Annotated in this window: 23 protein-coding genes and 2 pseudogenes; 13 read left to right on the top strand and 12 right to left on the bottom strand. The window is 44.6% G+C overall.

The annotated features are described in order from the left end of the window. Positions 1 to 275 precede the first annotated feature (275 nt). Positions 276 to 1,355: an LLM class flavin-dependent oxidoreductase gene (locus tag RQP50_RS29060; protein WP_315747479.1), complete on the top strand. Its 1,080-nt coding sequence runs from the start codon at positions 276 to 278 to the stop codon at positions 1,353 to 1,355. A gap of 181 nt (positions 1,356 to 1,536) precedes the next feature. On the opposite strand, the gene RQP50_RS29065 is transcribed toward RQP50_RS29060, so the two are convergent. From RQP50_RS29065 to RQP50_RS29085, 5 genes are all read right to left on the bottom strand, one after another. Beyond that, positions 1,537 to 1,899, bottom strand: a complete 363-nt coding sequence (locus RQP50_RS29065; RefSeq protein ID WP_072727641.1) for a hypothetical protein — start codon at positions 1,897 to 1,899, stop codon at positions 1,537 to 1,539. 85 nt (positions 1,900 to 1,984) lie between these two features. Next, a complete protein-coding gene (locus tag RQP50_RS29070) occupies positions 1,985 to 2,659 on the bottom strand; it encodes an ABC transporter ATP-binding protein (protein WP_315747480.1) in 675 nt (224 codons plus the stop codon). 9 nt (positions 2,660 to 2,668) lie between these two features. Continuing rightward, positions 2,669 to 4,102, bottom strand: a complete 1,434-nt coding sequence (locus RQP50_RS29075; protein ID WP_072727643.1) for an ABC transporter permease — start codon at positions 4,100 to 4,102, stop codon at positions 2,669 to 2,671. 148 nt (positions 4,103 to 4,250) lie between these two features. Further along, entirely contained in the window at positions 4,251 to 5,702 is a 1,452-nt protein-coding gene (locus RQP50_RS29080; protein WP_315747481.1) for a HAMP domain-containing sensor histidine kinase, read from the bottom strand. Beyond that, the gene (locus RQP50_RS29085) at positions 5,665 to 6,336 is read right to left on the bottom strand and encodes a response regulator transcription factor (RefSeq protein WP_072727644.1); all 672 of its coding nucleotides are present in this window, start codon (positions 6,334 to 6,336) and stop codon (positions 5,665 to 5,667) included. Before RQP50_RS29085 ends, RQP50_RS29080 begins: the two co-directional genes overlap by 38 nt. 674 nt (positions 6,337 to 7,010) lie before the next feature. Here RQP50_RS29085 and RQP50_RS29090 point away from each other — a divergent pair. Further along, entirely contained in the window at positions 7,011 to 7,943 is a 933-nt protein-coding gene (locus RQP50_RS29090; RefSeq protein WP_072727645.1) for an MBL fold metallo-hydrolase, read from the top strand. 115 nt (positions 7,944 to 8,058) lie between these two features. Here the strand turns inward: RQP50_RS29090 and RQP50_RS29095 are convergent, their stop codons facing one another. Beyond that, positions 8,059 to 8,502 (bottom strand): hypothetical protein, encoded by a 444-nt coding sequence (locus tag RQP50_RS29095; protein WP_315747482.1) that lies wholly within the window; start codon positions 8,500 to 8,502, stop codon positions 8,059 to 8,061. Positions 8,503 to 8,709: 207 nt separating this feature from the next. Between RQP50_RS29095 and RQP50_RS29100 the strand changes: the two genes are divergently transcribed. Together RQP50_RS29100 and RQP50_RS29105 are read left to right on the top strand one after the other, a co-directional pair. Beyond that, positions 8,710 to 9,225: an RNA polymerase sigma factor gene (locus RQP50_RS29100; protein ID WP_072727647.1), complete on the top strand. Its 516-nt coding sequence runs from the start codon at positions 8,710 to 8,712 to the stop codon at positions 9,223 to 9,225. Then, a complete protein-coding gene (locus RQP50_RS29105) occupies positions 9,206 to 10,246 on the top strand; it encodes a DUF4179 domain-containing protein (RefSeq protein WP_315747483.1) in 1,041 nt (346 codons plus the stop codon). Before RQP50_RS29100 ends, RQP50_RS29105 begins: the two co-directional genes overlap by 20 nt. 123 nt (positions 10,247 to 10,369) lie before the next feature. Here RQP50_RS29105 and RQP50_RS29110 read toward each other — a convergent pair whose 3' ends face one another. Both RQP50_RS29110 and RQP50_RS29115 read right to left on the bottom strand, forming a co-directional pair. Further along, entirely contained in the window at positions 10,370 to 11,962 is a 1,593-nt protein-coding gene (locus tag RQP50_RS29110) for a basic secretory protein-like protein (RefSeq protein ID WP_315747484.1), read from the bottom strand. A 221-nt stretch (positions 11,963 to 12,183) separates the two neighbouring features. Next, entirely contained in the window at positions 12,184 to 12,555 is a 372-nt protein-coding gene (locus tag RQP50_RS29115; RefSeq protein WP_315747485.1) for an iron chaperone, read from the bottom strand. Positions 12,556 to 12,814: 259 nt separating this feature from the next. On the opposite strand from RQP50_RS29115, the gene RQP50_RS29120 reads away from it, so the two are divergent. The 5 genes from RQP50_RS29120 to RQP50_RS29140 all read left to right on the top strand — a co-directional run bounded on the left by RQP50_RS29120 (position 12,815) and on the right by RQP50_RS29140 (position 18,656). Next, on the top strand, positions 12,815 to 13,312 hold the full coding sequence (locus RQP50_RS29120) for a DinB family protein (RefSeq protein ID WP_315747486.1): 498 nt from the start codon (positions 12,815 to 12,817) through the stop codon (positions 13,310 to 13,312). A gap of 271 nt (positions 13,313 to 13,583) precedes the next feature. Next, on the top strand, positions 13,584 to 13,814 hold the full coding sequence (locus tag RQP50_RS29125) for a hypothetical protein (RefSeq protein ID WP_021254037.1): 231 nt from the start codon (positions 13,584 to 13,586) through the stop codon (positions 13,812 to 13,814). Between the two features lie 6 nt (positions 13,815 to 13,820). After that, a complete protein-coding gene (gene aceB / locus RQP50_RS29130) occupies positions 13,821 to 15,428 on the top strand; it encodes a malate synthase A (protein WP_251488326.1) in 1,608 nt (535 codons plus the stop codon). A gap of 19 nt (positions 15,429 to 15,447) precedes the next feature. Further along, the gene (gene aceA, locus RQP50_RS29135) at positions 15,448 to 16,731 is read left to right on the top strand and encodes an isocitrate lyase (RefSeq protein WP_315747493.1); all 1,284 of its coding nucleotides are present in this window, start codon (positions 15,448 to 15,450) and stop codon (positions 16,729 to 16,731) included. Positions 16,732 to 17,366: 635 nt separating this feature from the next. Then, complete coding sequence (locus RQP50_RS29140; protein WP_315747487.1) at positions 17,367 to 18,656, top strand: esterase/lipase family protein; 1,290 nt, start codon at positions 17,367 to 17,369, stop codon at positions 18,654 to 18,656. A gap of 113 nt (positions 18,657 to 18,769) precedes the next feature. Here RQP50_RS29140 and RQP50_RS29145 read toward each other — a convergent pair. The 4 genes and pseudogenes from RQP50_RS29145 to RQP50_RS29160 form a co-directional block, all read right to left on the bottom strand. Continuing rightward, positions 18,770 to 18,952 (bottom strand): annotated as a pseudogene (locus tag RQP50_RS29145) (2-thiouracil desulfurase family protein); the annotation flags it as partial. Between the two features lie 48 nt (positions 18,953 to 19,000). Next, on the bottom strand, positions 19,001 to 19,855 hold the full coding sequence (locus RQP50_RS29150; protein ID WP_315747488.1) for an alpha/beta fold hydrolase: 855 nt from the start codon (positions 19,853 to 19,855) through the stop codon (positions 19,001 to 19,003). Positions 19,856 to 20,199: 344 nt separating this feature from the next. Continuing rightward, complete coding sequence (locus tag RQP50_RS29155; RefSeq protein ID WP_315747489.1) at positions 20,200 to 21,633, bottom strand: PQQ-dependent sugar dehydrogenase; 1,434 nt, start codon at positions 21,631 to 21,633, stop codon at positions 20,200 to 20,202. 228 nt (positions 21,634 to 21,861) lie between these two features. After that, complete coding sequence (locus RQP50_RS29160; RefSeq protein WP_072727655.1) at positions 21,862 to 22,233, bottom strand: winged helix-turn-helix transcriptional regulator; 372 nt, start codon at positions 22,231 to 22,233, stop codon at positions 21,862 to 21,864. A 241-nt stretch (positions 22,234 to 22,474) separates the two neighbouring features. Between RQP50_RS29160 and RQP50_RS29165 the strand changes: the two genes are divergently transcribed. From RQP50_RS29165 to RQP50_RS29180, 4 genes and pseudogenes are all read left to right on the top strand, one after another. After that, complete coding sequence (locus tag RQP50_RS29165) at positions 22,475 to 23,668, top strand: MFS transporter (protein WP_315747490.1); 1,194 nt, start codon at positions 22,475 to 22,477, stop codon at positions 23,666 to 23,668. Positions 23,669 to 23,695: 27 nt separating this feature from the next. Further along, positions 23,696 to 24,538 (top strand): aldo/keto reductase, encoded by an 843-nt coding sequence (locus RQP50_RS29170; protein ID WP_315747494.1) that lies wholly within the window; start codon positions 23,696 to 23,698, stop codon positions 24,536 to 24,538. Positions 24,539 to 24,761: 223 nt separating this feature from the next. After that, positions 24,762 to 25,340, top strand: a pseudogene (locus tag RQP50_RS29175) (LysE family translocator). Between the two features lie 69 nt (positions 25,341 to 25,409). Continuing rightward, complete coding sequence (locus RQP50_RS29180; RefSeq protein ID WP_315747491.1) at positions 25,410 to 26,018, top strand: DinB family protein; 609 nt, start codon at positions 25,410 to 25,412, stop codon at positions 26,016 to 26,018. Positions 26,019 to 26,100 lie beyond the last annotated feature (82 nt).

Below are 26,100 nucleotides of genomic sequence, written 5' to 3' on the forward strand. Positions count from 1 at the left end.
TAAATGTTCCCCCTTTCATTTTAACAATAAGCGCTTCTCATAATCTAGGCACAATTTTAGGTGATCCTAAAGCCATGTTCGCCTTGATTGAGTAACTACCTATAATCGGATCGTAGATGGATGGGAATACAGACGGGCGGGCAAGATTGATATGAGCGACTGAACGAGGATAACAGGCAACGACAAACGGGACAGCTTTTTGTTTTCTTTTAAACTAACAAAAGTTATGTTACTGTATATTATAAAGCAACATTTGAATAAAGGAGGCGAACACGATGACCGATAAACCGGTTGTTGATCTGGAGATTGGAATCAGTACGTTTTTGGAGGCATCGACGAATCCGGTGACAGGTGAGCGCATTAGCCATACCGAACGAATCCGTCGGTCGGTAGAAGAGATTGTTCTAGCCGATCAGGTCGGGCTTGACGTCTACGGCATCGGCGAGCACCACCGGTATGAGTATGCTTCTTCGGCCCCAGCGGTCATCCTGGCGGCAGCGGCGGCACAAACGAAACATATTCGGCTGACCAGCGCCGTGACCGTCCTGTCCTCGGATGATCCGGTACGCGTATATCAACAGTTTGCGACGCTGGATGCCATCTCGAACGGACGCGCCGAGATTATGGCTGGCCGCGGCTCGTTCATTGAATCCTTCCCGCTGTTCGGCTACAACTTGAATGATTACGATCAATTGTATGAAGAGAATCTGGAGCTTCTGCTCGCTATCCGGGAGTCAGAGAAGGTAAGCTGGCGAGGCAGCCGTCATCGTGCGGCTATTGACAATCTTGGCGTGTACCCACGGGCCGTTCAGGAACCGCTTCCCGTCTGGATTGCCACCGGCGGTAACGCAGAATCTTCCGTCCGAGCCGGCAGACTCGGCTTGCCGGTTGCTTATGCGATCATTGGCGGCATGCCGGAGCGCTTTGCGCCGCTTGTCGAGCTCTATAAGAGATCCGCGGCTAAGGCTGGACACGATGTGAACAAGCTGCAAATTGCAACCCACTCACATGGCATTGTAGCTGATACCGCCGAGAAGGCGGCAGATCTTCTGTTCCCAGGGACACAAGCGATGATGAACAAGCTCGGACGTGAGCGTGGCTGGGGAGCTCAGTACACACGCGCAACCTTCGATGAGGACAGCAAGTTGCGAGGCTGCCTCTATGTCGGCGATCCAGAGCACGTCGCTGAGAAAATCGTATTGCTCCACCGCAACTTGGGCGTGACGCGCTTCTTCCTGCACTGTGACATTGGTTCAATTCCGCACCATGATATCATGCGCTCGATTGAACTGCTCGGCACCAAGGTCGCCCCGCTCGTACGGAAGGAGCTTGCACGTGCCGAGGGCAAAGCGTAAGAATTAATGGCATAAGGAATGATTCCCGCAGAAGGTAGCGCGTCAAATCGTCAAGATTCCACGAGACCAAGCCCGAAGCTTCGGTATTTCACGGGTCGGGGGGCGACGCCACTTCACCTTCACCCAGGATTTCTCAACAATTTAAAGGCGTGCCCAGCAGGGCACGCCTTTAGACGAATTCTCATTTTTCATTGTTCTGAAACCACGTTTCAAAATCAACCTCATCGCTTTCATTCGTGCGTATTCCTCTAGCGGAAGCGGCTTGATCACTACGGTTAGGATTTCCTGCATGAGAAGATGAGTTCAAATGCAAGTTCCACCCTAATGTAATTAGGATAACGGCAAAAATCATATATTGTGCACAGCTTGTCATAAAGAAGTTTACAATTTCGTATCTATTTTCGCTGGCCACCATCTGATCCATCGCTATCATTTCGGAAATATAACCATAACTCTGGGACGCTGACCAGGCCGTATATAGCATCAGCAACCCAGCGAGAGCATATAGAACCATGCTCAAAATGGGAATCTTCTTTTTTCTCATGTTTTTCTTCTCTTTTCGCTATATTTTATAAAAAGTGCAGATAACTGAATGCCTGCTGTCAATGTTCAATTCTCACGGTCATGACTTATTGAGTTTCTCCAACTACAAACAGTCTTCCCGCATGTATCCCCAAAACCTCATCCGCAATCGATGTAACCTTCTTAGAGTGGGTAACGATAATGACACATTTACCTTCATCATGGGCAAGCGAAGTGAAAATCTTTAAAATCTCAGCTTCCGTATCTTTGTCCAAATTTCCGGTTGGCTCATCGGCTATGATAATATCTGGATGATGCGACAGTGCACGTGCGATTCCAATGCGCTGCTGTTCGCCACCCGACAACTTCAGTACCGGACGATCGGCTGTTTCACGGTCAATTCCAACTTTATCAAGAATTCCATAGGCAAACGCTTTCTTATCCTTTTCAGGGCTCTTGCTGATGTTCATCGAAAGCACAATATTTTGAACCGCCGTAGCGTTTGTCAGCAGGTTATATGCCTGAAAGATCACTCCGATGCTCTTAGCCCTGTATTCGTCGCGGTCAATTGTTTTCAGATCATCGTCTCGATATAAAATCGCGCCTTCCTTACAAGTATCAAGACCCGCCATCAGCGACAACAGCGTGGACTTGCCAGAACCCGACTTGCCAATAATCGTATATACCTTGCCTGGTTCGAACGCTGTGCTTACCTCTTTCAGAACGTGTTTTTTGGCGCCATCATATTTGTAGGAGACGTTTTGTAATGTCAATACACTCATATTTATCACTTAATTCCTTTCCATAAGAATTTTGATCGGTTCGTATTTAGTAATTCGACTGATAGATATGAGACTGGCTGCGGATACAAGCAATAACGCGATTCCTATAATTTGAAGAGCCGAGTCCACATTTAAGGAAAGATCGATGCTGCTGAGCGGCTCCACGTCTGCACTTGGAAAGGAACTCTTCGGACCCATCATCATCATATTGCCCCCGCTTGGCTGCTGATTGGCTGCCTCTTCTGCCAATTCAATCTGGTTGGCAAGTAGGGCGTTGGTGACAGGCTGCGCCGTCAGACTGCCCATGCCAAGTCCGACCGCCAAACATGTACAGGTAATCATCATGATTTCAGACCACAATCCAAAAGCGACCTTCCTTTTTTTCATCCCCATCGCCCGCAGGACGCCGATTTCATACTTGCGCTCTCGGATAGACATCGAGGAAAGAAGGGTGATAATGATGCCTCCGAGAATTAACACGACCGCCATGAACGTCACGGCAATGCCTCTCAGTCCTTCCACGGGACCGATGATTTTATTATAGGAAGCCTCATCGGTAGTAACGTTAAAGGTTTTCTCCAACCCTTTATCATATACTTCCTCAGCGAACGCATCCAACATGTCGGGCTGCTTCAAATAATAGGTCGCTTCAACCTTGATACCGGACATATCTGGCTGAATTTCCTGAACGACTGTTTCATAAGTCGTAAGTATTTCATTGCGACGGTTGGCAAAAGCGTTTTTCATTGAGCCTTCCGAGTATTCATCCGTCGCATCATTGTAGGTTCCCACCACGGTCAATTCATAGGATATATCCGTGCGTTTCCCCTCCATCATATTGTTCAATTCACTAAATAACGATAGCTTATCCCCAATTTGAATCCCGTTCTTCTCCGCCAAATCCGTACTAATGATAGCCTCGTTACGTTCTTCCGGCATCCTTCCTTCCGCAAGCTCCCGCGTTCCATCCTCAAATTGAGTAAATGTATTCCCCAAAAGATTCAGCATGAACTGCATGGCTTCATCCTGGGGCATATCTGGACCGCCCCTCTTCATCACACCGCCTCCAGGGCCAAGCTCCGCGTCAATCGCGGTGACTTGGTCGCTATTTACTCCTGTTTTGGCCGTATATACGCTATTTTGCAAATATTCCGATTTACCGAAGTCGATATATTGGTCAGCAGGAACCGAAGGAATGCTTACCCTAATTCGCCCATCTGTACTGTTTGCCATAGCCTCCTCTCGTATTTTCTGCATGTCAGGTTCAAGACGCACTTCCGATCCAAAACGGCCTTTATAGTCGTCTATAATGCCATTTGCGGTGTTGCGGATCATGATCGCAATGACGGTAGTCACGACAACACCCAGAACGATTGCGCCGATCAGAATGTTTCTGCCCCTATTTTGCCTAACATTATGAAGCGCATTTTTTAAAATATACATGTTCTCTCCTCCTGAAAATCCTTTTGCGACGAGCCCCGATTTCTCATCTGAACCAGCATACTGTCCCAATCTAACTTGAATCTAACTTTTGATTTCAACCTAAAAAAACCGGCAGGTTCATCTGCCGGTTTATCGGTTAAACATCATTCTATTCGTGAGGTAGATCCATATGAAATAACACGCCATTATCCACATTTTCAAGCGCAAAGGAGATTCCCATTAAATCGAGCGCTTTTTTCACAATGGTTAGGCCCAGGCCGCTGCGCCCCTGACTCCGGCTTCTGGCTTTATCCTCACGGTAAAAGGGCTCAAAGAGCTTAGCTAGCATTTCCTCCTGAATCCTCACGCCGTTGTTGAAGACACAAAGACGAACGCATTTTTTCATGTCCTGCGTATAGATATGGATTCGTCCACCTTCCGGCGTATTTTGGATCGCATTCATGACAATGTTGGACAACGCTTTGCGGAACAGCTTCGGATCCAATGTGCAGCATAGGTTCTCCGAAATGTTCACATCGATGCTCTGCTCTCTTACATCTGCTAACGTGCGGTAGGAAGAAAGAATCCCGGTTACTAACTTATTTAGATGGATGCTCTCACGTTCCTGTCCCGCCATATCATTGCTCAGTGTCACAATATCTAAAATTTCCGAGACCAGTTTATTTTGTTCATTCATCATTTTCAAGCATTCTCGTACATATTTTGGATGTTCCGCCGGCGGTATAACATTTTCCAACATCCCCTCCAGCAATGCACTGGTGGCGGCGATGGGCGTCTTTAACTCATGCGAAGCGGCAGAGAAAAAATATCGCTGATTCTCTTCCATCTCTTTTTCCCGTTCAATTTCAATTTCCAATTGCTGAATCGTTGCTAGTAATGTTCTATACATTTTATAGACATCTCCAGCAAGCTGACCAATCTCGTCTTTGCGGGAACCAGGAGCAGTAACTGGCTCCAAATCAGACATTTTCTTGGTGTCCTGCGCGATTTTTTCGATTGGCTTTGCGATTTGTCTGGCAAATAGAGCTGCGGCAAGGAGACTTACCATGAGTATCATCAAAAAAGCAAAAATCATTTTTTCGATAAACTCGTGATATACAGAAGTTCCAGATATCGTACCGGTAACATATAAGGCTACGCCCCCGGAAGCCTTCATTAGGAATTGAAACCGACCGCTGGCATCGGCGGTTATAAAATGAAATTTACGCTCCGTGAATGGATTCCCTTTCACGATTGCATTGCCTGATGGCAGTAATCCGATATCATTTCTCGTCAGGGTAAAATTTTCGGTCTGATAAAGAATTTGTCCATCGGAAGCCTCCAAGCGAAATTCAAAGGAGGTGTTTTTTTCGTGGAAATCTTTAGCCATAATCATAATCTCATCATCAGATTTTCCATGCAGATGATTGAGAAGGGGCTGAAATACATTTGATATTTGCTGTCGCTGTGTTGACTCAACGACAGATTTGATTTGGTCGGAGAAAAAGATGAACATAAAAAAGATAATAAAGAGCAATATCAACGCAGTATAGAAAAACACTTTTCCATAAATCCCGAAAAATCTACGCTTGATGATCCTCGACCTCCAAACAATAGCCAATCCCCTTGACGGTTTTAATGAGATTTTTAGGCAATTTATCCCTTAGCTTTTTGATGCTTGCATGAATAATGCCCTCATTTCCATCAAAATCATATCCCCAAATCTTAATTAATAACGTTCCATGTGGCACAATTTTATGGCTGTTTTGTGTAAGCAGCATTAAAATCTCGAATTCCTTGGGCGATAACTGAATTTTTTCACCGCTATATTCCACGCCGTAGGTTTCGGGGAATAATGTCAGCTTACCCGCTGTAATTTCTTTTTTAATAGCCCCGCTGCGTCGTAGAAGCGCTTCAACACGTTTGACAAGAATCGGCATAGAGAACGGCTTGGTTACGTAATCGTCCACTTCATTGGTAAAAGCGGTCAGTTGATTCTGATCATCGCTCAATGCAGTCATCATCAATACCGGGGTGTCGCTTATTTTACGAAACTCTTTCAGAAGCTCCTGCCCGTCCATGCCGGGCAGCATAATGTCCAGTATGATGAGGTGATACTGTGTGTTATAAAATTGCTCTAGCGCGTCATCGCCATCCGAACACGTATCGATTCGATACCCCGCATTTTGCAAAAATTTTTGAACCATCGTTCTGATATGCTCATCATCCTCGACCACCAAAATTCTAATCTCCATAATCTCACCCGACACCACTTTAGCATGATCATCTAACATTTATCTAACCAGGATACAATATCATTATCTTGAGTCATTTTTCATAATTGCAAACACTAAGTGTTTTTAACCTCTTCTGCTACGATCCATATAATAAAATCGCTACAACCGCAAACTGTTCATTTCGATTTCAAATCAGTATCATAAAAAATTCAAAGCTCTCTCCCAACCATGTACTGTCAATAAATATTTGGAATTTTATAGTATTTCAAAAACCAGCCTTGACACTCTTTATTGGTTGTAACTATAATAGTTACATCTCGAGAACACACTAATGCAAATAAGCAGTAGAATTTCCATTGCGGTTCAAAATGATTTATAAAAAGTGAGCCCATTTTTTTTGGAACAGTTGTAACTATAACAGTTACAACTTTAGATCTCGAAATACGTTAGAAAGGAGAATGTTGATTACGATCTGCTGGATATGCTGATTGCCAAATACGCAAACAATCAAGATAAAGCTGAATGCTTATGAACTGTGACGGGCATACTTTACCTACTTTTAGGAAACCACGAATTGGTGGTTGGATCGTGGTAAATCACTCAAATGATATAAGAGTGAGCAGCTTGAGCTGCGTATCGTTACACGTTTCTGTTTAAAATTGTTATCAACATAAGGAAGAGGGAGATTTTTGATGTTTAGAAAGAAATCATCGATCGGAGTTATTTTATTGCTTGCTTTTACCCTATTGCTGAGTGCATGCGCCGGTAAAGCGAACACGACAAACAACGAGAACAAAGAAGAACCTAAGAAGCAGGCAGCTGAACTGAAGATCACGCCATTCAACCCTGGAGAAAACGGCCTCTTCTCTGTCAGTTCGAGCCTAATCGAAGGGCCGAAAGAGGTCGTGCTTGTCGATGCACAGTTCGAAAAGAGCAACGCCGAAAAGCTGGTCAAAATGATCCAAGACACTGGAAAGAAGCTGACTACGGTCTATGTAAGCCATAAGGATCCAGATTTCTACTTCGGTCTGTCGGCAATCCGCAAGGCATTTCCAGACGTAAAAATCGTTGCTACTCCGGCAACCGTGGAAGGAATTAAGGCAACCATCAAGATTAAGAATGACTTCTGGAGCCCAATCCTGAAAGAAAACGCTCCGACAGAGCTGATTGTCCCTGATGTCCTAGACGGTGATAAGCTGACAGTCGATGGTGAAACCGTGCAGATAGTCGGTCTCAATGGTTCTGATCCGTCCCATACTGTGCTTTGGGTTCCATCGAAAAAAACAATCTTGGGCGGCGTACCTATCTACGAGAACCTGCATGTCTGGATGGCAGACAACCAGACTCCAGAGAGCCGTGACCACTGGCGGGAAATTTTGAAGCAGATTCTTGATCTGAAGCCGGAACGGGTTATCCCTGGCCATTACCTAGGCAAGAGCTCCGAGAATACGTCCAGCGTCACCTTCACTCGTGACTATATTGCAAAATTTGAAGAAGCGGCTAAACAGTCCAAAAATTCAACTGAGCTGATTGCAGCGATGAAGAAAGACTATCCGAACTTCAAGAATACAAGTGATCTGGAAATGGGCGCACAAGTAATGAAAGGCGAGCGTTCATGGCCTTGATTTAACGTTTGTTTCATATAATATAAGGCCGTCATGCCGTCTTCATTCGGAGTACTCCACACCATCAGGTTAGCTCCATTGCAGCGGTATGGCGGCCCTTTTTTATGTAGTCTATTCACGATTCTGTCAGTTCAAAATACCACTCGAGGAAGGAATTAAAGCTTTTCCATTGCGAATCCAGTTTACCAGCATAAAAATCCTCCATTTGCTGACCCAATCCTAAGCCTATCACTTCGTCTGTGTTCTTATTATAAAAAAAACCGTATTCCCCTTCAAAGCTATCTAACGGAATATATTCTTCAGGCAGTTTTAAAACGGCATGAGCATTCTCCATTGCTAACATATAATCCAAAGAATTGATCATAAACCAACAAATCTGATAGATTTCATATCGTCTATTATAGAAAGTCGGCCCTTCCTCTGCATGCAAATAAAAAGCAGCAAAATCAGAACCCAGATCAATGCCTAACTTTACTAATGCGTTTTTATACTCCTCATCAATGTCTTCAAACCACCAGTTTTTGCTTCTGCAATAATTGACCACTTTTTCCGACAGCATCTCGATTGCTCCTCCGATATATTTATAAACTATCTAAATTATTCCCCTGAGTATATCACATCTCCTTTCGTTATCGTTGTTCGCGGCTTACCTAATTGTGCTTCAAAAGCAAGGCAGGTATGGTCGATAAAATGTTAACTGTTAAAAAGTTTATCGGAATGGGATATTTTCGAGCTCCCGATCGTGTTGTATATAGGAGGCGAAAAAATGGAAAGCAATTCTTTATTGCGTACGGATAAGGAATTGGCCGAACTCTATCAACGGCATGTAGATGTAGTTTACAGGCTGAGCTATATCTATTTGAAAAATCCCGCTGATGCAGAAGACGCTGTTCAATCTGTATTTATAAAACTTATTCAATCTCAGGTGGTATTCAATGACCATGAGCACGAAAAAGCTTGGTTTTTGGTAACCACCCGAAATTACTGTAAAGACGTATTAAAGCATTGGTGGAAATCCCGGCGCGTCGATGCAAAGTCCCTACCGGAGATTTCCTCTTGGAATGGTCAGGAGGCATCTGGCAAAATGCTCGCAAGGCTGCTGTCACTTCCCGAAAAGTATAAAACCGTGCTGTACCTTTATTATTACGAGACGTACTCGATAAAGGAAATATCAGAGATGATAGGATACAAGGAAAGCACGATTCAAACACAGCTAGCCAGAGGCCGGCAGCTCCTTAAAGCGGACTTGGGAGGTAATTATCTTGAGCGACAAACAGATTAATCGGCTATTTGAGGCTCTTGCGCCTACATCGGAGCAAAAAGAAAAAATGTTTCATAACATTGTCGTACATAGCCAGAACGAAGCGAAAAAACAGAGCAGGTTTACTCCCGCGAGACGTTTAAGACCCGCGCTGCTGTTTGCCATCCTGTTAGGCTGCTTGACGACAACAGCTTTGGCAGCGGCCTATATCGGGTTAGATGAAGCATTTATAAAATTTCTGAAGCCCGCAAACCAGGGGCAGGCACAATTTTTATCAAATGACGCCTATATCATCGATAAGCAAATAAAAAATGAAAATGGTACGCTTACGTTGAAGCAAGTCGTCGGCGATAGTAATCGAACCTATATCCTCATGAACTTTACTGCTCCAAATGGGACTGTGTTAGATGCAGATGAATACCGTTTTGAAAGTACCTATCTTCGCTATGATGGGGCGGGGAAAGATAGGTTCGGATATAGTTGGGGGTTCGATGTGCTAGATGATGGACATCCGAATGCCAATAGTATCAACTTGATCATGAAGATTACGACTAAACATTCATTAGCTGGACGTACATTTGATTTCGAATTCGAGAACTTGCAAATCAGAAATCTCCTTACGAAAGATTTTGAAACGGTCATACCAGGTACTTGGAAAACAACAGTTAAGCTGGATTTTAAAGAATATTCCAGCGTGTATCAGATCAACCAAGACATCGACATGTATGGTCATAAGGCCGTGTTAAAAACGATCTCCATCTCGCCAATTTCAATTACGTTAAAGCTTGAGAGTAATTCGCTACGTGAGATTTCCAATACCGCTGACAGAGGGAAAATTGACGGTAAGTCATTGGATAACTTCCCTATCACAATAAACTATAAAGATGGATCCTCAGAGACGACAAACTTTTTTAGTGGATCAGATAGTATGGATCTTATAACTGGGCAAATGTTTACGAACAAAACTTTTAAAAATGTTATAAATGATAAGGAAATCAAATCTATTGTATTCTTTAATAAAGAATTTCCAATCAACGACTAAAATTCCCTATTGGTTCAGTTCATAAAATTAACCCCCTTGACATTCAAGGGGGTTAATTTTTAATGATATGAATTTCGCAATATTGCAATCAATCCGATTTTTTCATGTGTATTTGGCTAAGACCTAATTAGGAAGTGACGCTTGATACTGTGACCAAAGCGTCTGCACGTCTGTTCCGGTAATCAATTTAATTTGACGTTCCTTCCACAATCTTTTTTCATTTTCTCCTCCAATGTTGTAAGGGATCTGGGTCGCATTTAATTCACGAATGAAGCCTCGTTTTTTCGTATCCTCTATCCAGCGAAGGAAATTCGCTGTCCCCTGCTTCTCCCAGATTCCTCCCTTTCTCGCGCTATAACGGTCATGGTAGCCCGCTCTATAGCGCAAGCTATCGGCTATTGCCTCTACATCAAAATTACTATATTGATAAACATGACCGATTTCATGATAAAGGATTCCAATTATTTCGTCGCGCAGCGATTTGGCAGGGCTCTCTACAAACTTTTGCAGATACTGCGCACTGAAGCCTACTGTCTTCAGCGTGGCATCTCCCGATGTCCAAGCCACCCCAGGAGCGTCTACTATCGTAACTAATATTTTTTTGACATCTACAGGCGCATCGGCCGGACTCATGTATAACATCTCATGTACTTTACGTGCGACCGCCAATATTTCTTTCTCTGCATTGGGAAGAGCTTTCTTAAATAATTTACCTTTACTCGTTGAATCAAGGATCTGTACTTCGATTTTTGGGTTGATGGCATGCCCGACATCATTCGTACGCGAGAATTCGACTTCACCCAATTGCATGGAGTTTCCGCTGTGATTTTTCATATTGCTGAGTCTATAGTATTGATACGCTGCGGTATTGTTATCTAAAAGATAATACATGCGCTGATGTCGAACCTTGAATATCTCATTGCTTTTCTTATCTATACTAGTCCAGTTCTTATTATCGTTCGATCCTTGAAGAACCCAACTTTTAGGGTCGCGTTCAGGTCTATCATCAGCTGCCGTAAGCGAGTAACCATCGATTGTCACCGACTTGCCGAAATCGAATGTCAGCCATGCAGTATTATCTTTTGTTAACCATTTTGTAACGCTAGTCCCGTCCACCAGATTCTCTTTGGTATTGTTAGGCTTATTTTCTCCGCTGGCTGCAACCTCGGGCTTGGTCGTACTCCATTTCTTTGAGCTGCCATCATATAGCTTGATTTCGGAGACCTGCAGCATTCCGCTTCCATTTTGATTATGAAAGTTATCGAATTTCACAAATTTATACGCTGTCTGATTGGAAAATGAATAAGTTTTCGTTTGGTGCCGGGAGGTGAAGCTTTGATTCTGCTGCACGTCCAGCTGAGTCCAGCTAGCCCCGTCATTAGAGCCTGTTAACACCCAGCTTTTCGGGTCTCGATATGGCTCGTCCTCCGCAGAAGTAATCGAGTATGAGGTTACGACTTTCGCGTCAGGAAACTCGTATTGCAGCCATGCCGGGCTGTTGAACGTCAACCATTTTGAAAAAATATCTTGATCGAATGCCTTATCCTTCCCTTGATCCGGCGCGAACTCTCCGCTGGCCGTTGCCTTCCCGCCTAAAGCCAAATTCGTTGGGATTTTGATTGAAGTTTGTTCCGCTGCTGCTGCCTGAATATGTACACTGTTGCTGAAGCCTGCCCCTAAGGTAGCAGCTAAAATAAGAATGCCAAGTCTCTTCATGCTTCGCCATCTCCTCTTTACTTTGCTTTGGGATTGGACCGAAATGGGATGGTTATAATTTCTAATTATACCTCAAAAACACATATTGGTAAAATATACAATTCAGTCATCCGTATTACCAAACCTATTCCATTTCACGTGATGCTACTATCATGAACAAAATAAAAAGAGAGCATAAAATAACCCCCTTAGCATTTAAGGGGGCTCCATCATACATGATATTACTTTCGCCAAAAGGTTGAGCAGTTTGCCTTATCCAAAATATTGAACGCAATCATTTTCTCAAGTAATGAGAAAGGAACCGGACTACTCCACGGAATACGAAACAACTGCTTCGTCTGTTCATAGCCAGCCTGCTCAATTTCATCAGAAAAATGAATAATCCCAGCCCTTTCGGGGCCAACAGCTAAATGATTCTTGGATACACTAAAGCCAATAATAAATGTGCCATGATCGGTAAACATAGGCTGATTCCACGCGATTTTGGGCATTAAAATCGGAAATTTCTGAATGATCCAAGCCAAAACCTCTTCTGTTCGATCCCGATGCTGTGGGTGCTCAATTTTTTCTAAATATTCTGAAAAAACTTCCATGTCGCTCTCTCCTAAAATGAAAACTTATTTTTACATAACATTATTGTCACTGTACACCAATTCCTATCCTTCAGTGCTTTGGTGACGTCCATTTATCAACTGTAGAGATTATTGTTCTATTACACTAGAAACGCTTTGCTGGATAATCATATCCAACAAGTTTTGATGTTGCAAATGTATGTCAAAATGCTTTCAGGGGATCTTTTCCATTCGACTGGTTGTATAGTATTCTAGCCATAGAAGGAGTGAGGAAAAATCCATGGTAAAACAATTAATCGTCGGAGATGCCTTGCAAGAACTGGCCATTACACGCCGCATACTGGAGCGCTTACCCGAAGAGCATTTGACGTGGAAGCCGCATGTGAAATCGATGTCGTTAGGCGGGCTAGCCACGCACCTGATTAACCTGCTGAATTGGCAAATCGCAATTTTTCGTTACCCGGAATTCGATCTTTCAACCGTGCCGAATCGTCGAGAAGCTTTGGAAAGACGTGAAGACGTGCTGAAAGAATTCGATGCAAATGTCGTGGAGCTTGAAAGGTTGTTAGCTGAATGTGACGAAAACGCCCTTAGCGAGGAATGGACTTTGCGAAACGGTGACCATATCATCCTGCGCCAGCCGCGGGCGATCGCGCTTCGCACAATCGGAATAAGCCACATGATCCATCATCGAGCACAGCTCGGGGTTTATTTGCGGTTACTCGATATTCCGCTGCCAGGCCTCTATGGTCCCTCGGCCGATGAGGAAGGAAAATAAATAAAAAATATACCAAAAGGTCGCAGAGAATCGGCAAACCGCCGGGTACTCTGCGACCTTTTTTTTGAGAATAGAATTTTTGCCGGGCAGGTGGATAAAAAAAATATTTTTTGCAGCAAAAGCCGCACCCCTATTGGGATTGACCTTTGTTTATGGAAAATTTTCTTAAAAAAGGGGCTTTTCATTCTCAAAAGCTCTGTTATAATACAGATCAACGAATGACAAATCTGTATTATAACAGATAACCTAAATGACTCAGGAGGCGTTTGGAATGGACTGCTACTACTGTCATGGCAATGGAGAAATGGAATGTTTGGAATGCGAAGGACACGGAAAACAGGAGAGCGGCCACCAATGTGGCTCATGCCAAGGGCATGGCATCACGCCTTGCCTGCGCTGCAACGGAAGCGGCAGCCTGGATTACGAATTCAATGAACAAGACTCGATCACGAATATTTTGCAAGCCGCCTATTTGAGTCCGGCTTTCAGCAGAGGGAGGTAATTATTCATGTCCAAAATGCCCGCTAACAATTGCAAGGAAATTGTTGTACTCGGTCACATGCCTGAACCGTACGCCGAGATTTTGACGCCTGGGGCACTCGAGTTCCTCGGAAAGCTCCATGAACGGTTCAATGCCCGCAGATTAGAGCTTCTCTCTGACCGTGCCGAGCGCCAACGCCGACTGGATGCCGGCGAACTCCCCGACTTCCTGCCGGAAACGAGGCACATTCGGGACGGTGAGTGGAGCGTCGCCCCTGTGCCTTCCGATCTCCAAGACCGACGGGTGGAAATAACTGGCCCCTCCGGGGATGCAAAAATGGTCATCAATGCGCTCAATTCCGGCGCCAAAGGCTTCATGGCCGACTTCGAAGATGCCAATTCCCCGACATGGGACAATTCGATCCGCGGCCAAATCAATATGCGCGATGCCATCCGCCGCACGATCACCTTTACGAGCCCAGAGGGCAAAGCCTACCGCCTGAACGAACAAACCGCTTACCTGTTAATTCGTCCTCGCGGCTGGCATTTGGAGGAGAAACACATTCGCATAGGCGAAGAAAATGCCTCAGGCAGCCTTGTCGACTTCGGACTCTATTTCTACCACAATGCTCGTACCCTCATCGAGAATCAATCCGGACCTTATTTCTATCTTCCCAAGCTGGAGTCCCATCAAGAAGCAAAACTATGGAACGATGTATTCGTGTTTGCCCAACAAGAGCTGGGCATCCCTCAAGGAACGATTAAAGCAACCGTGCTCATCGAGACGATTCTGGCCACATTTGAGGCAGATGAAATTTTATACGAGCTGCGGGAGCATAGCGCTGGCTTGAACTGCGGTCGCTGGGACTATATCTTCAGCTTCATTAAGCGGCTGAACCGTCATAGACATGCGCTGCTCCCCGATCGTTCACAGGTCACGATGACCGTGCCGTTCATGCGGGCGTACACGCAGTACGTCATCCGTACCTGTCACAAACGCGATGCGCATGCCATGGGCGGCATGGCAGCCCAGATTCCAATTCGGAATGACGCCGAGGCTAACGCGAAGGCAATGGAGCAAGTGCGCGCCGATAAGCAACGCGAAGCAAATGACGGCCATGATGGAACTTGGGTCGCCCATCCTGGACTCGTTCCGATCGCAATGGAAATATTCAATGAACAGATGAAGGGGCCGAACCAGCTTCAGAAAAAACGCGAAGATGTCCGTGTCACGGCAAGCGACCTGCTCGCTTTACCAGAAGGCACAATTACCGAGCAGGGACTGCGGACGAATATCAGTGTCGGTCTGCAATATATCGAAGCATGGCTGAGGGGATTCGGCGCCGTACCGATCTTCAATCTTATGGAGGATGCGGCGACGGCCGAGATATCGCGCACTCAGGTGTGGCAATGGATTCGTCATCCGGAAGGCCGGCTTACGAATGGAAACGACATCACGCTTGAGCTTGTGTTGAAGCTGACGGAAGAAGAAATGTCCAAGATTGAAGAGTCAATCGGCCAAGATGACTTCGCGGGCCGCAGATTCACTGAGGCGAAGCAATTGTTCGTAAATTTGATTAGCGAAGAAACTTGCAGCGAGTTTTTGACGGTGATGGGCTATGAATTGCTGGGATGAAATCATTGAATATGAGGAGATGGCTGCCGTGAAGGATAAGCATACGATTCAACAATTGGAGACGAAATGGAAAGGAGAACGGTGGGAAGGCGTAACGCGTACCTATTCTGCCGATGAAGTGATCCGGCTTCGCGGTTCTGTCCAGGTGGAGCATACGTTAGCCCAGATGGGAGCCGAACGGCTCTGGCATCTGCTGCATACCGAAGAATTCGTGCCCGCGCTTGGAGCATTGACGGGGAATCAAGCCGTGCAGCAGGTAAAAGCTGGCTTGCCCGCCATATACTTAAGCGGATGGCAGGTAGCCGCAGACGCCAACCTGTCGGGTCATATGTATCCCGATCAAAGCTTATACCCGGCCAACAGTGTGCCGCAGGTCGTGAAGCGGATTAATCAAGCCCTGCAGCGGGCCGACCAAATCCAACATGCGGAAGGCAAAAACGAAACCTACTTTTTTGCCCCGATCGTGGCAGATGCCGAAGCAGGATTCGGAGGGTCGCTCAATGTATTCGAGCTCATGAAGGCGATGATTGAAGCAGGAGCCGCAGGCGTACACTTCGAAGATCAACTATCTTCGGAGAAAAAGTGCGGGCATCTCGGCGGCAAGGTGCTCCTGCCTACGCAGCAAGCCATTCGTCATTTGATTGCAGCCCGCTTGGCTGCCGACGTTATGGGCACGGGCACCTTGATTATCGCACGTACGGACGCCAATGCGGCCCAACTGCTGACGAGCGACGTCGATCCGTACGATCGGCCATTCCTGACGGGGCAACGTTCTCCGGAGGGCTTCTATTATACCCGTGCTGGGATTGAACAAGCGATTGCGCGCGGTCTCGCCTATGCGCCTTATGCAGATCTCGTCTGGTGCGAGACGTCCGAGCCGAACATCGATGAAGCACGGCAATTCGCCGAAGCGATCCATGCCAAATATCCAGGCAAGCTGCTCGCTTATAATTGCTCGCCTTCCTTCAACTGGAAGAAGAAGCTGGACGATAAGGCAATCGCGGGCTTCCAGCGCGAGCTTGGACGTATGGGATACAAGTTCCAGTTCGTGACACTAGCCGGTTTCCACGCGCTCAATTACAGCATGTTCGAGCTGGCGCAAGGCTACAAGGAGCGTGGCATGGCCGCCTACTCCGACCTGCAGCAGGCTGAATTCGCCTTGGAACAGCTCGGCTATGAAGCGGTTAAGCATCAGCGCGAGGTCGGCACAGGCTACTTCGACGAGGTGGCACAAGCGATTTCGGGCGGAATTTCATCTACAACCGCCTACACAGACTCGACGGAGGCAGAGCAGTTCACGTAAGGGGAACCGTTTCAAACCCATTTTTGAACATAGAGCTAAATTAACTAAACGCCCCGGTTTGCAATCACTCCCCTTTGCTGCCCGCTGCTCTGCAACCTCACCTTCGCTGCTATAAGCAGCTTTCGTAACACGAAGCTCGCTACGGAAGCGCAAAACCTCAGTTCCACCGCAACCTCCCCGGGGCATACAAGGATGGAGCCGTCTCACAGGTCATTGAACAATGACGCAGAGACGGCTCCATTTTTTCATTCAGCAGCCCCTTTCCCAAACGCATTTGTACCGTTTCCCTATCGTTGCTAGTGGATTCAGCCCATTCTTTACTCCCTTTTATATCTGCTTCTTTCGCACTCCTCACTAATCAACTCTCCAAAACTATCACTGGATGACAAATGCTTCAAAAAGCTATTTACTAGCAAATATTTAATTTACATAGTTGTAAATATTAGGTTTATATGGTAAATGTAAATGTATAACATCATGCTAACTGTCCCCCTCAACACGCCATTCCGTCAACACACCACAAAAATCTCCTTTTGAATCTTCATGAATCCAGCAATGCTAGAACAGAAAGAATAGCGGAATTTTGAGAGCAACTGTATTTGAAAGCGATTACAAAACTAGATAGGAGGCATTTTATGAGCCGTAAACTGTCAAGCTGCGTTTTGCTACTCTTTATTCTTTGTTACTCTATTCTTCCTAACAACTTGCCGTCTGTTCACGCGCAGGCCGACGATGCCATTGTCAACAATATCATTGCTAACAATGACTTCCCTATCGTGCTGGTTCATGGATTTGGAGGCTGGGGAAGAGACGAAATGTTTTCGTTTAAATACTGGGGCGGATTGGGCGATATTCAAGGACAATTAAGGAAACACGGTCATTCCGTATATACAGCTGCGATAGGGACGGTATCGAGCAATTGGGATCGTGCCTGTGAGTTGTATGCGCAAATTAAAGGGGGAACCGTAGATTACGGTCAAGCCCACTCGGAACTGTATGGTCACGAGCGATATGGCAGATCGTATGAAGGGATGTATCCATCATGGGGAGAGATCGACCCGAATACGGGGCGTCCGAAGCAAATTCATGTAATTGGACACAGCATGGGAGGACAAACTGCACGCATGCTGATTCATCTATTGGAAAAAGGAGATGCTGCTGAACGTGCTGTCACCGATGCATCTGATCTATCCCCGTTGTTCAGTGATCAACCACTTCCGTATGTTAGCAGCCTCGTTTCCCTCGCTGCGCCGCATGATGGCACCAGCTTTACGCATTTTGTAGAGGGAGTAGTTCCCTTCATCCACCAGCTGATTGGCTTGATTGCCGCAGCTTCTGGCAATGCCGAGCACCCCCTATATGATTTCAAATTGGATCAATGGGGATTGAAGCGAATGCCCGATGATTCCTTTTTCGATTATTTCCAACGGGTAATAAACAGTAAATTTTGGAGAATATCAAAAGACAGTTCACTGTGGGATTTAAGTCCTGACGGGGCCAAACAGTTCAACGAGCAAATACAGGCAAATCCGAGCGTCTATTATTTCTCGATCGCCACCAACAAATCATATCGTATCCCGCTATCCGGATGGCATGCGCCAAAGCTGCTCATGAATCCGTTATTGCTGCCGCCGAGCTATTTTGTCGGTTCCTTTTCGTTCGATTCCCCAGGGCATGTAGTCATCGATGAGGAATGGTGGCCAAATGATGGGCTGGTAAATACGATTTCCATGGACGGCCCGAAAAACGGATCAAACGATCAAATCATTACTTACCAAGGAAAGCCGCAGATTGGAAAATGGAACTACTTAGGACTCATGGATTCCTGGGATCATCTCGATATCGTTGGATTGGGCCTAAAAAATACGGGAGATTTTTTTCTTGACTTAGCGGATATGCTGACCGACCTGCCTCCGGCAGGCTGATGAAACAGATGTCTATAGGAAATAAAGTGTTACCTTGACTTCAATATAAAACCAGCGGCAGTCTCCAACTGAAAAATACAGTCTTAGACTGCCGCTATTGCTTTTTAACACTTATCTTCCCCACAACCGCCAACGATCTCAGCTGGCTCCCTTGGAGTCGTAAAGCCCCCAAGCAATTCTGGACATACTGTTATCGCTTGGTCTGCTTCTAACAATTGGAGTATCTTTGAATCTAAACAATGTGTACCATTATATCTCACCTCTAAGCCTGCTAAGCAAGAGCTCACTAATATCATTTATATCACCTCTATATATCGCGGAAAATAAGATTTCTGCATCCACGATTACTCCAACGATGTGTGGTTCGAAATTGCTTGAATAATCGTATCCCAATCGTCGAAGTGTATTTCGTGCCCCGTTCCATCAAGCGTTAATAAGGATGCATTCGGTATTTCCTCAGCAAGTGCAACACCATGTTCTAATGGAAGAATCGTGTCATCCGTACCGTGAATAACCAAAGCAGGCACATTGATTTCTTTTAACTTCCCTTCGTAGGCGTCATCACCTGTAAGCAGTGCGTGATTAAACATACTGAGCAGATTATTAGCTCGTTTGATCTCGCGCATTACTTGCTTATTCACTCTATTCTCATCGAAGTCATGCTTGGAACCACAAAGCAGGCTAGAGCCTTTGACCAGGTATTTTGCAACCGCCTCTTCATCCGACCAATCCAGTGCTGCTCCATCCGCATGATAAGCAAGTATCTTTTCATCCATCGGAGGCAATCCCCTGTCGTTGTCATCAGATCCAAAAATAGATGAGGCAATCAAAGTCATGCTTAGAACTCTTTGAGGATATTTGACAGCGATTATCTGTGCAATCATGCCACCCAGTGACAATCCGACGAGATGCGCTCGGTCAATTCCGTATGAATCAAGCACCCCAACTGCATCATCAGCCATGTCTACCACGGAATATTGGGACTTCCCTGGCGGATAGGTCGTTGTACGTCCCACATCTCGGTTATCAAATCGAATCACATAACGGCCCGAGTCAGCCAAACTTTGGCAGAATTCATCATCCCAATAAACCATAGAACACATGGCTCCCATAATCAACAGGACGGGTGGATGAGTTGGACTGCCAAAACTCTCTGTGCATATCTCAATTCCATTGATTTTTCTTATCTTTTCACTCATGAGATACTCCTCATTTCATTCGAATAATTTAAAAAGATACACTCAAATAAACCCATACATTTTTCAATAAAATGATGAGAGTAGTTGAACTGTGCTTCAAATTAACGCAAACGAATGAACTCGATAATCATGAGAAGCTCTCTCCTTTATAAAAATTGGTTTTTGATACCAATTTCGATTTTACCATATCCGCTGCAATATTTTCAGTATTTTTATCAAATAAGAACATGGACAATACCGATTATCATTTATAAAGAAGAACCTTCTGCCATAGGATACGCCTTATATGGATTGCTGAGTGTCGGCTTCGCAGTAGTGAGCTCAACCCGAACAATAGTTACGAACTATGGAACAATCTCAAACACAGTTCCTTGGTGACGATCAGCCACTTTTACAGAGCCATAAACCCCTAAATACAGTCTGGATTGACTCAGACTCGTTCCCAAACTAACATAATAAGCGGATTGAGACCCAAAATCATAATCGGTTTCAATCACACTAAAATCACTTTGTTTACAATCCGTTCTTACCCTGGTATAAGCTAAAACTCCTCTAACTGGAGGGGGAGATCCTTCATTTCTGGCGAGATCCGTAAACACAACACTTCCCGTTAAACCGGGGATTGCATTTCCCATATAGGTCTGAACCCCAGTCAGGGCAGTTCCTCCAAACTTATCGGCTCGGGGATCTTTATGAAAATAACTAATGAGAGGCGGAAGACACCGCACTGAAGTCGTGATCGCTTCATCGTAATAAGAAATTGTCTTCTCAGCCAAAGCCGGATCTGCAGAACAGCCTGTAATGAACGAAGTAGGAAAAACGCCTTCCCACCCTCGCCAGCCAAAGTTAATAAATCCTTCTTGGTCAAGGACAGAATTCGTCAAAGTCGAAGAAGCTTGAACAAGCTGAGTAACCGGTATGGGTTTATAATGAATGAATGCAAAAATCGACTCTACGAGATCCTGTCCGACACTTCCTACGTATTTGATGTACTGATTATAAGATAACCTTTGAAATGCAATGCCTGGCAGATTGCGGCCCCCTTTGGCCATTACCGCAAGTGTTTCCTGAATAGACACAGGCAGCTCATTAAAACGTGTAACTACGGGCAGATTATCGATAAATGTAGGTTTGGAAATATTAATTTCAATGATTTTACCCGCGATTTCCATATCCGTTTGGCTTAAATTAAATGGATCATAGCCTGATCCGCCATCTCCGGTTGTCAAAATAAGTTTTCCTGTTTCAGGTGAGAAGTTTAAGCTATTGACGCCATTATGATTTAAAAATGGTCTTCTTATATTCAGTAATGTCCGCCGTTTTTGAGGTTGTCCATTCGCATGTAGAATCCATTCCTCAACGGTATCAATATGATCATAATACGTTTCTCGATTTAACCACTTCAAGTTTAAGGTTTTAGGATCACACGGGCTCGGCTTAAAAGATTCAAATTCACCTGGAAGAGAACCAGGGCCTTGGGTTCCAGCCACTGAATAATGGAGATAAAACAGACCATTAAAATAAAAATCAGGATGAAAGGCTAGCCCTATCAATCCCCGTTCATCATACCCACCATTAGAGGCACCTAGTGTTATGATTCTTGAGCGAATATCTAAAAAGGTTCTTATATCCCCGTCCCCTATGTAAAAGATCTCACCTACTTGAGTTGCAATAAATAATCTTTCAATTGATTCACCCGGAAGGATCGCTGTTTTCAAAACAGTGGGCATATTTAACTTGCTTACAATGGGCCGTAAGCCAACTTTAACTTTCATCAAATAGCTGTGCGCCCCCTTTTTATTGTTTTACTTTTGATATGAATATGTTTCGATCTGTTCTATTAGTACCGACTTAGGGCCTGGCATCTGACAAGGCATTGCACCACTTTCCGAGCCTGGCCGCGGCGTATACAAAAAGGGCTCTGCCTCCATTACGGAAAGCAAAGCCCTTCTCACTATCTGTGCTTACACATATGCCCTCTACTTAACCAAACTCCGGATATCCCCTTACTTAAGCTGTTCATTCAACACACTATCTTCTAAAACAGCAAACTTATCTCCATATACTCTCGTTAAATGCTTTTCACCCCATGCACATAGTGCACTTAGAATCCCTTCTAAGCTCTGTCCATATTCACTAAGCTCGTATTCCACTCTTGGTGGAACTTGATTGTACACGATTCGATTGATAACCCCATCCTCTTCAAGCTCGCGCAGCTGTTGGGTAAGCATTTTTTGTGTGATATTTGGCATGAGGCGCTTTAATTCGCTTGTCCGTTTTTTTCCGTGAGTCAGATGGCATAGAATCACACATTTCCACTTGCCACCTAAGACTTCTAATGTCGCTTCAACAGAGATATTGTATTTCTTTTTTTGCATCTTGGTTCTCCTCCTTCTTATAGGCACTAAAAAGTACCTATATTACTTTTAGGTTTCTATATAACTTAAAAGTGCGTACTTTTCTTTATGGATGATATATCTCATAATAACATTTGCCGGCCGATGAATACCATACTTTCTTAAAAATCAATATAACATTTTGAGACGGATGCATTTCAAAATTTATTATTCGCTGGAAAGAAAGTTCCCATTTATATAACAGAAAAAAGGAGGAGATAATATGGAACTAAGTAAAAAGCAAAGCATGTTAGCATTGCTTGCCTTGGCTGTAAGTGCTTTTGCAATCGGAACAACTGAATTCATCAGTGTCGGCTTGCTGCCGCTTATTGCAAATGATTTACGTATTCCCGTAACCACGGCCGGATTAACGGTGTCCTTATATGCGTTAGGAGCGACGTTTGGAGCTCCGATTTTGACAGCTTTGACATCAAGTATGTCACGTAAGAAATTATTACTCTGGATCATGATTGTCTTTATTATTGGCAATACTGTTGCTGCACTCTCCACGACAATTGGGATATTGCTAGTAGCACGTGTGATCTCCGCATTTTCACATGGGGTCTTCATGTCAATAGGATCGACAATTGCTGCCGATTTAGTTCCAGAAGACCGCAGAGCTAGTGCGATTTCCATTATGTTTACAGGTCTTACTGTAGCTACGGTAACTGGTGTTCCATTTGGGACATTTATTGGACAGCAGCTAGGTTGGAGAACAGCCTTTATTGCTATTGTTATCATTGGTGTTATTGCTTTAATTGCAAATAGCATTCTTGTTCCATCTAATTTGCGTAAAGGAGTAAAGACTTCTTTTCGTGATCAGCTTAAACTAGTGACAAATGGTCGGTTATTGCTTTTGTTCATCATTACAGCATTAGGATATGGCGGAACATTTGTCGTGTTTACCTACTTATCACCATTGCTACAAGACATCACTGGGTTTAAAGAAGGAACAGTAGCTGTCATTTTGTTAGCTTACGGTATCGCGATTGCAATTGGGAATATGATTGGAGGTAAGTTATCGAATCGAAACCCAATTGGTGCATTGTTCTATATGTTTATTGTACAAGCAGTCGTCTTATTTATTTTGATGTTTACAGCACCATTTAAAGTTGCTGGATTGATAACCATCCTGTTGATGGGGCTGTTAGCATTTATGAATGTGCCAGGCTTGCAAGTCTATGTTGTGATACTGGCTGAGCGCTTTGTTCCTAGTGCAGTTGATGTGGCATCAGCAATCAATATTGCTGCATTTAATGCCGGGATTGCGATAGGTTCCTTTGTAGGCGGTGTTGTTACAGACTCGATAGGACTTATTCATACAACTTGGATTGGTGCACTTATGGTATTAGCGGCTACAGTCTTAACTGGGTTTAGCAGAGCTATGGAACGAAAAGATCAAACAAGCAAAATCTAATAAAAATTTTTGGAGGTTTTCATTATGGTGGCAAAAAATTTGCAAGATACAACAACTTTGAATAACGGTGTGAAAATGCCTTGGTTTGGACTTGGCGTTTTCAAAGTCGAAGAAGGCCCTGAATTGGTTAACGCAGTAAAAACAGCGATTAAACATGGATACCGCAGTGTAGATACAGCAGCGATTTATGGCAATGAAGAAGGCGTTGGCCAAGGGATCCAAGATGGCTTAAAAGAAGCAGGCATTTCAAGAGAAGAGCTATTTGTCACTTCTAAGGTTTGGAACGCAGATTTGGGATACGAATCTACGATTGCTGCTTATGAAACAAGCTTGAAGAAACTCGGTTTAGAGTATTTGGATTTATATTTGATTCATTGGCCAGTTGAAGGAAAATATAAAGATGCTTGGAGAGCTTTGGAGACTCTTTATAAAGAAGGCCGCGTAAATGCAATTGGCTTAAGTAATTTCCAAATTCATCATTTGGAAGACTTGATGAAGGATGCTGAGATTAAGCCGATGATCAACCAAGTAGAATACCATCCGCGCTTAACTCAAAAAGAGCTTCAAGCATTTTGCCAAGCCAACGATATTCAGTTCGAAGCATGGTCACCTCTCATGCAAGGTCAGTTGCTGGACAACGAAGTTATTCAGGAAATTGCGAACAAGCATAATAAATCTATTGCCCAAGTTATTTTGCGTTGGGACTTGCAAAACGGGGTTGTTACTATTCCAAAATCAACAAAAGAGCATCGTATTGTTGAAAATGCGAATGTGTTTGACTTTGAATTGACGAAAGAGGAAATGGAGATCATTGATGGCTTGAATCAAAACCATCGTGTAGGTCCAGACCCAGATAATTTCGATTTCTAATAAAAAAACTCGGAGTCCGAGTTCTCAGCGTGTAGAGAAAGAGGTATTCTTTCTCTACACTTTTTTTATGTTGGTCAAAGAAAATAAAGTGTTTTCTTAGTACTTAGATATCTAGGACTTTATTTTCTTATCCTTGGCCTTCATACTCCTTACAAAAAATGTTATCACAGTTGGACTTAGGATATATAATAACTTTGATAAACTAGGAGAGGAGTAATGTGAATTGGTGAGTTTTGGTACTTTTATTGCCTTTGTATTTGTTTCGCTTGGCATGGTTTGTTCTCCTGGCCCTAACATGATTTATCTAATTTCTTGTACTATTTCGCAAGGTCGTACAGCTGGAGTCATCTCGCTTCTTGGTGTTTTACTTGGATTCGTGATTTACATGATCGCAACCATGTTCGGTCTCTCGGCTCTTTTCATAACGGTTCCGTTCGTTTACGAATCAGTCAAGTGGGCCGGTGCTGTTTACCTGCTCTGGCTCGCTTGGAATGCGGTCAAACCAGGTGCTGCTTCCGTTCTCAAGCCTAATACTCTTCTATTGAGCCTCCGAAAAAATTATTTTTGATGGAATTTATGACAAATCTACTGAACCCCAAAATTGCTGTTTTGTATGTTTCACTCTTACCTCAGTTTGTAGATCTAACACGCCGTCAGCTTTACCATTAACCTGCTTATTGTTCTTATAGCAAGCAGGGTTGCTGTGTGGTTTGGTACACGCCCAATATGGCTACGGGTGCAGCGTTGGCTAATGGCAAGTGTCTTGACAGGTCTTGCTGCGAGTCTTGCTTTTGATCGCTGATAGTGATACAAGCACCATATTAAAGGGTCATATGATGAGAGTACTTCAGTATTCGAGGAGATGATCTTGATGAACAAGAACATAGGTATCAGGGATATTTTGGTAATGTTCGACGAGATTTCGAAGCATTATGTTCGGGAGCTGGACAAGTATAGTCTAACGGAATTGTGTCGCAAGCCGAGCGAGAACGAATGGTCGCTTGGGCAAATGTACCTGCATCTGCCCCATTCCACGCTGAACTTGCAGCTCCGTCTTGCGGAGCAGTGCATGGCGCTCGGTGGCGGCAGCGAGGAGGGCGGCGGGAAGACGAAGGCCGGCCATGCCGTGTTTGAGCAAGGGAGCTTCCCACCGGTCCGCATTCAGGTACCAGCCGACTTGCAATATACGCCTCCTCAGCCAGATAGCAAGGAGCAGCTTCTCGCTAAGCTTGAGGAAGCATGGCACCGCATGCATGAGATTGGGACGTCGCTGCAGACCATAGACCCAGAACGGCTGCAGCGAAAGGCGACTCATCCAGCCGTAGCCTTCGGCGCGTTAAACGCAGTCGAATGGTTCACGATGGTGGAGATGCATTACCGTCATCATCTGCTACAAAAGGAGCGGCTGGACGCTTTCTTACAAACTGCAGAGTTATTAGGCTCCCTCAAAATGATTAAGTTTCCTCACTCAGACTCATGAATTCGCAGGATTTCACCCTATGGTAAATGTGAGGGAAGAAGACTTGTAGTAGCCGGTGACTTGGGGATCGTAGCAAGGGCAT

Source organism: Paenibacillus suaedae, from assembly GCF_032337355.1.
Taxonomy (GTDB): domain Bacteria; phylum Bacillota; class Bacilli; order Paenibacillales; family Paenibacillaceae; genus Paenibacillus_B; species Paenibacillus_B suaedae.

Excerpts from the sequence above, each read along its gene's own strand:
- aceA (WP_315747493.1), top strand. The coding sequence starts at position 15,448 with ATGGCTGCCGTGAAGGATAAGCATACGATTCAACAATTGGAGACGAAA.
- RQP50_RS29060 (WP_315747479.1), top strand. The coding sequence starts at position 276 with ATGACCGATAAACCGGTTGTTGATCTGGAGATTGGAATCAGTACGTTT.
- RQP50_RS29140 (WP_315747487.1), top strand. The coding sequence starts at position 17,367 with ATGAGCCGTAAACTGTCAAGCTGCGTTTTGCTACTCTTTATTCTTTGT.
- RQP50_RS29095 (WP_315747482.1), bottom strand. The coding sequence starts at position 8,502 with ATGCTGTCGGAAAAAGTGGTCAATTATTGCAGAAGCAAAAACTGGTGG.
- RQP50_RS29075 (WP_072727643.1), bottom strand. The coding sequence starts at position 4,102 with ATGTATATTTTAAAAAATGCGCTTCATAATGTTAGGCAAAATAGGGGC.
- RQP50_RS29100 (WP_072727647.1), top strand. The coding sequence starts at position 8,710 with ATGGAAAGCAATTCTTTATTGCGTACGGATAAGGAATTGGCCGAACTC.
- RQP50_RS29115 (WP_315747485.1), bottom strand. The coding sequence starts at position 12,555 with ATGGAAGTTTTTTCAGAATATTTAGAAAAAATTGAGCACCCACAGCAT.
- RQP50_RS29090 (WP_072727645.1), top strand. The coding sequence starts at position 7,011 with ATGTTTAGAAAGAAATCATCGATCGGAGTTATTTTATTGCTTGCTTTT.
- RQP50_RS29180 (WP_315747491.1), top strand. The coding sequence starts at position 25,410 with ATGAACAAGAACATAGGTATCAGGGATATTTTGGTAATGTTCGACGAG.
- RQP50_RS29110 (WP_315747484.1), bottom strand. The coding sequence starts at position 11,962 with ATGAAGAGACTTGGCATTCTTATTTTAGCTGCTACCTTAGGGGCAGGC.
- RQP50_RS29070 (WP_315747480.1), bottom strand. The coding sequence starts at position 2,659 with ATGAGTGTATTGACATTACAAAACGTCTCCTACAAATATGATGGCGCC.
- aceB (WP_251488326.1), top strand. The coding sequence starts at position 13,821 with ATGTCCAAAATGCCCGCTAACAATTGCAAGGAAATTGTTGTACTCGGT.
- RQP50_RS29160 (WP_072727655.1), bottom strand. The coding sequence starts at position 22,233 with ATGCAAAAAAAGAAATACAATATCTCTGTTGAAGCGACATTAGAAGTC.
- RQP50_RS29065 (WP_072727641.1), bottom strand. The coding sequence starts at position 1,899 with ATGAGAAAAAAGAAGATTCCCATTTTGAGCATGGTTCTATATGCTCTC.
- RQP50_RS29165 (WP_315747490.1), top strand. The coding sequence starts at position 22,475 with ATGGAACTAAGTAAAAAGCAAAGCATGTTAGCATTGCTTGCCTTGGCT.
- RQP50_RS29150 (WP_315747488.1), bottom strand. The coding sequence starts at position 19,855 with ATGAGTGAAAAGATAAGAAAAATCAATGGAATTGAGATATGCACAGAG.
- RQP50_RS29085 (WP_072727644.1), bottom strand. The coding sequence starts at position 6,336 with ATGGAGATTAGAATTTTGGTGGTCGAGGATGATGAGCATATCAGAACG.
- RQP50_RS29120 (WP_315747486.1), top strand. The coding sequence starts at position 12,815 with ATGGTAAAACAATTAATCGTCGGAGATGCCTTGCAAGAACTGGCCATT.
- RQP50_RS29125 (WP_021254037.1), top strand. The coding sequence starts at position 13,584 with ATGGACTGCTACTACTGTCATGGCAATGGAGAAATGGAATGTTTGGAA.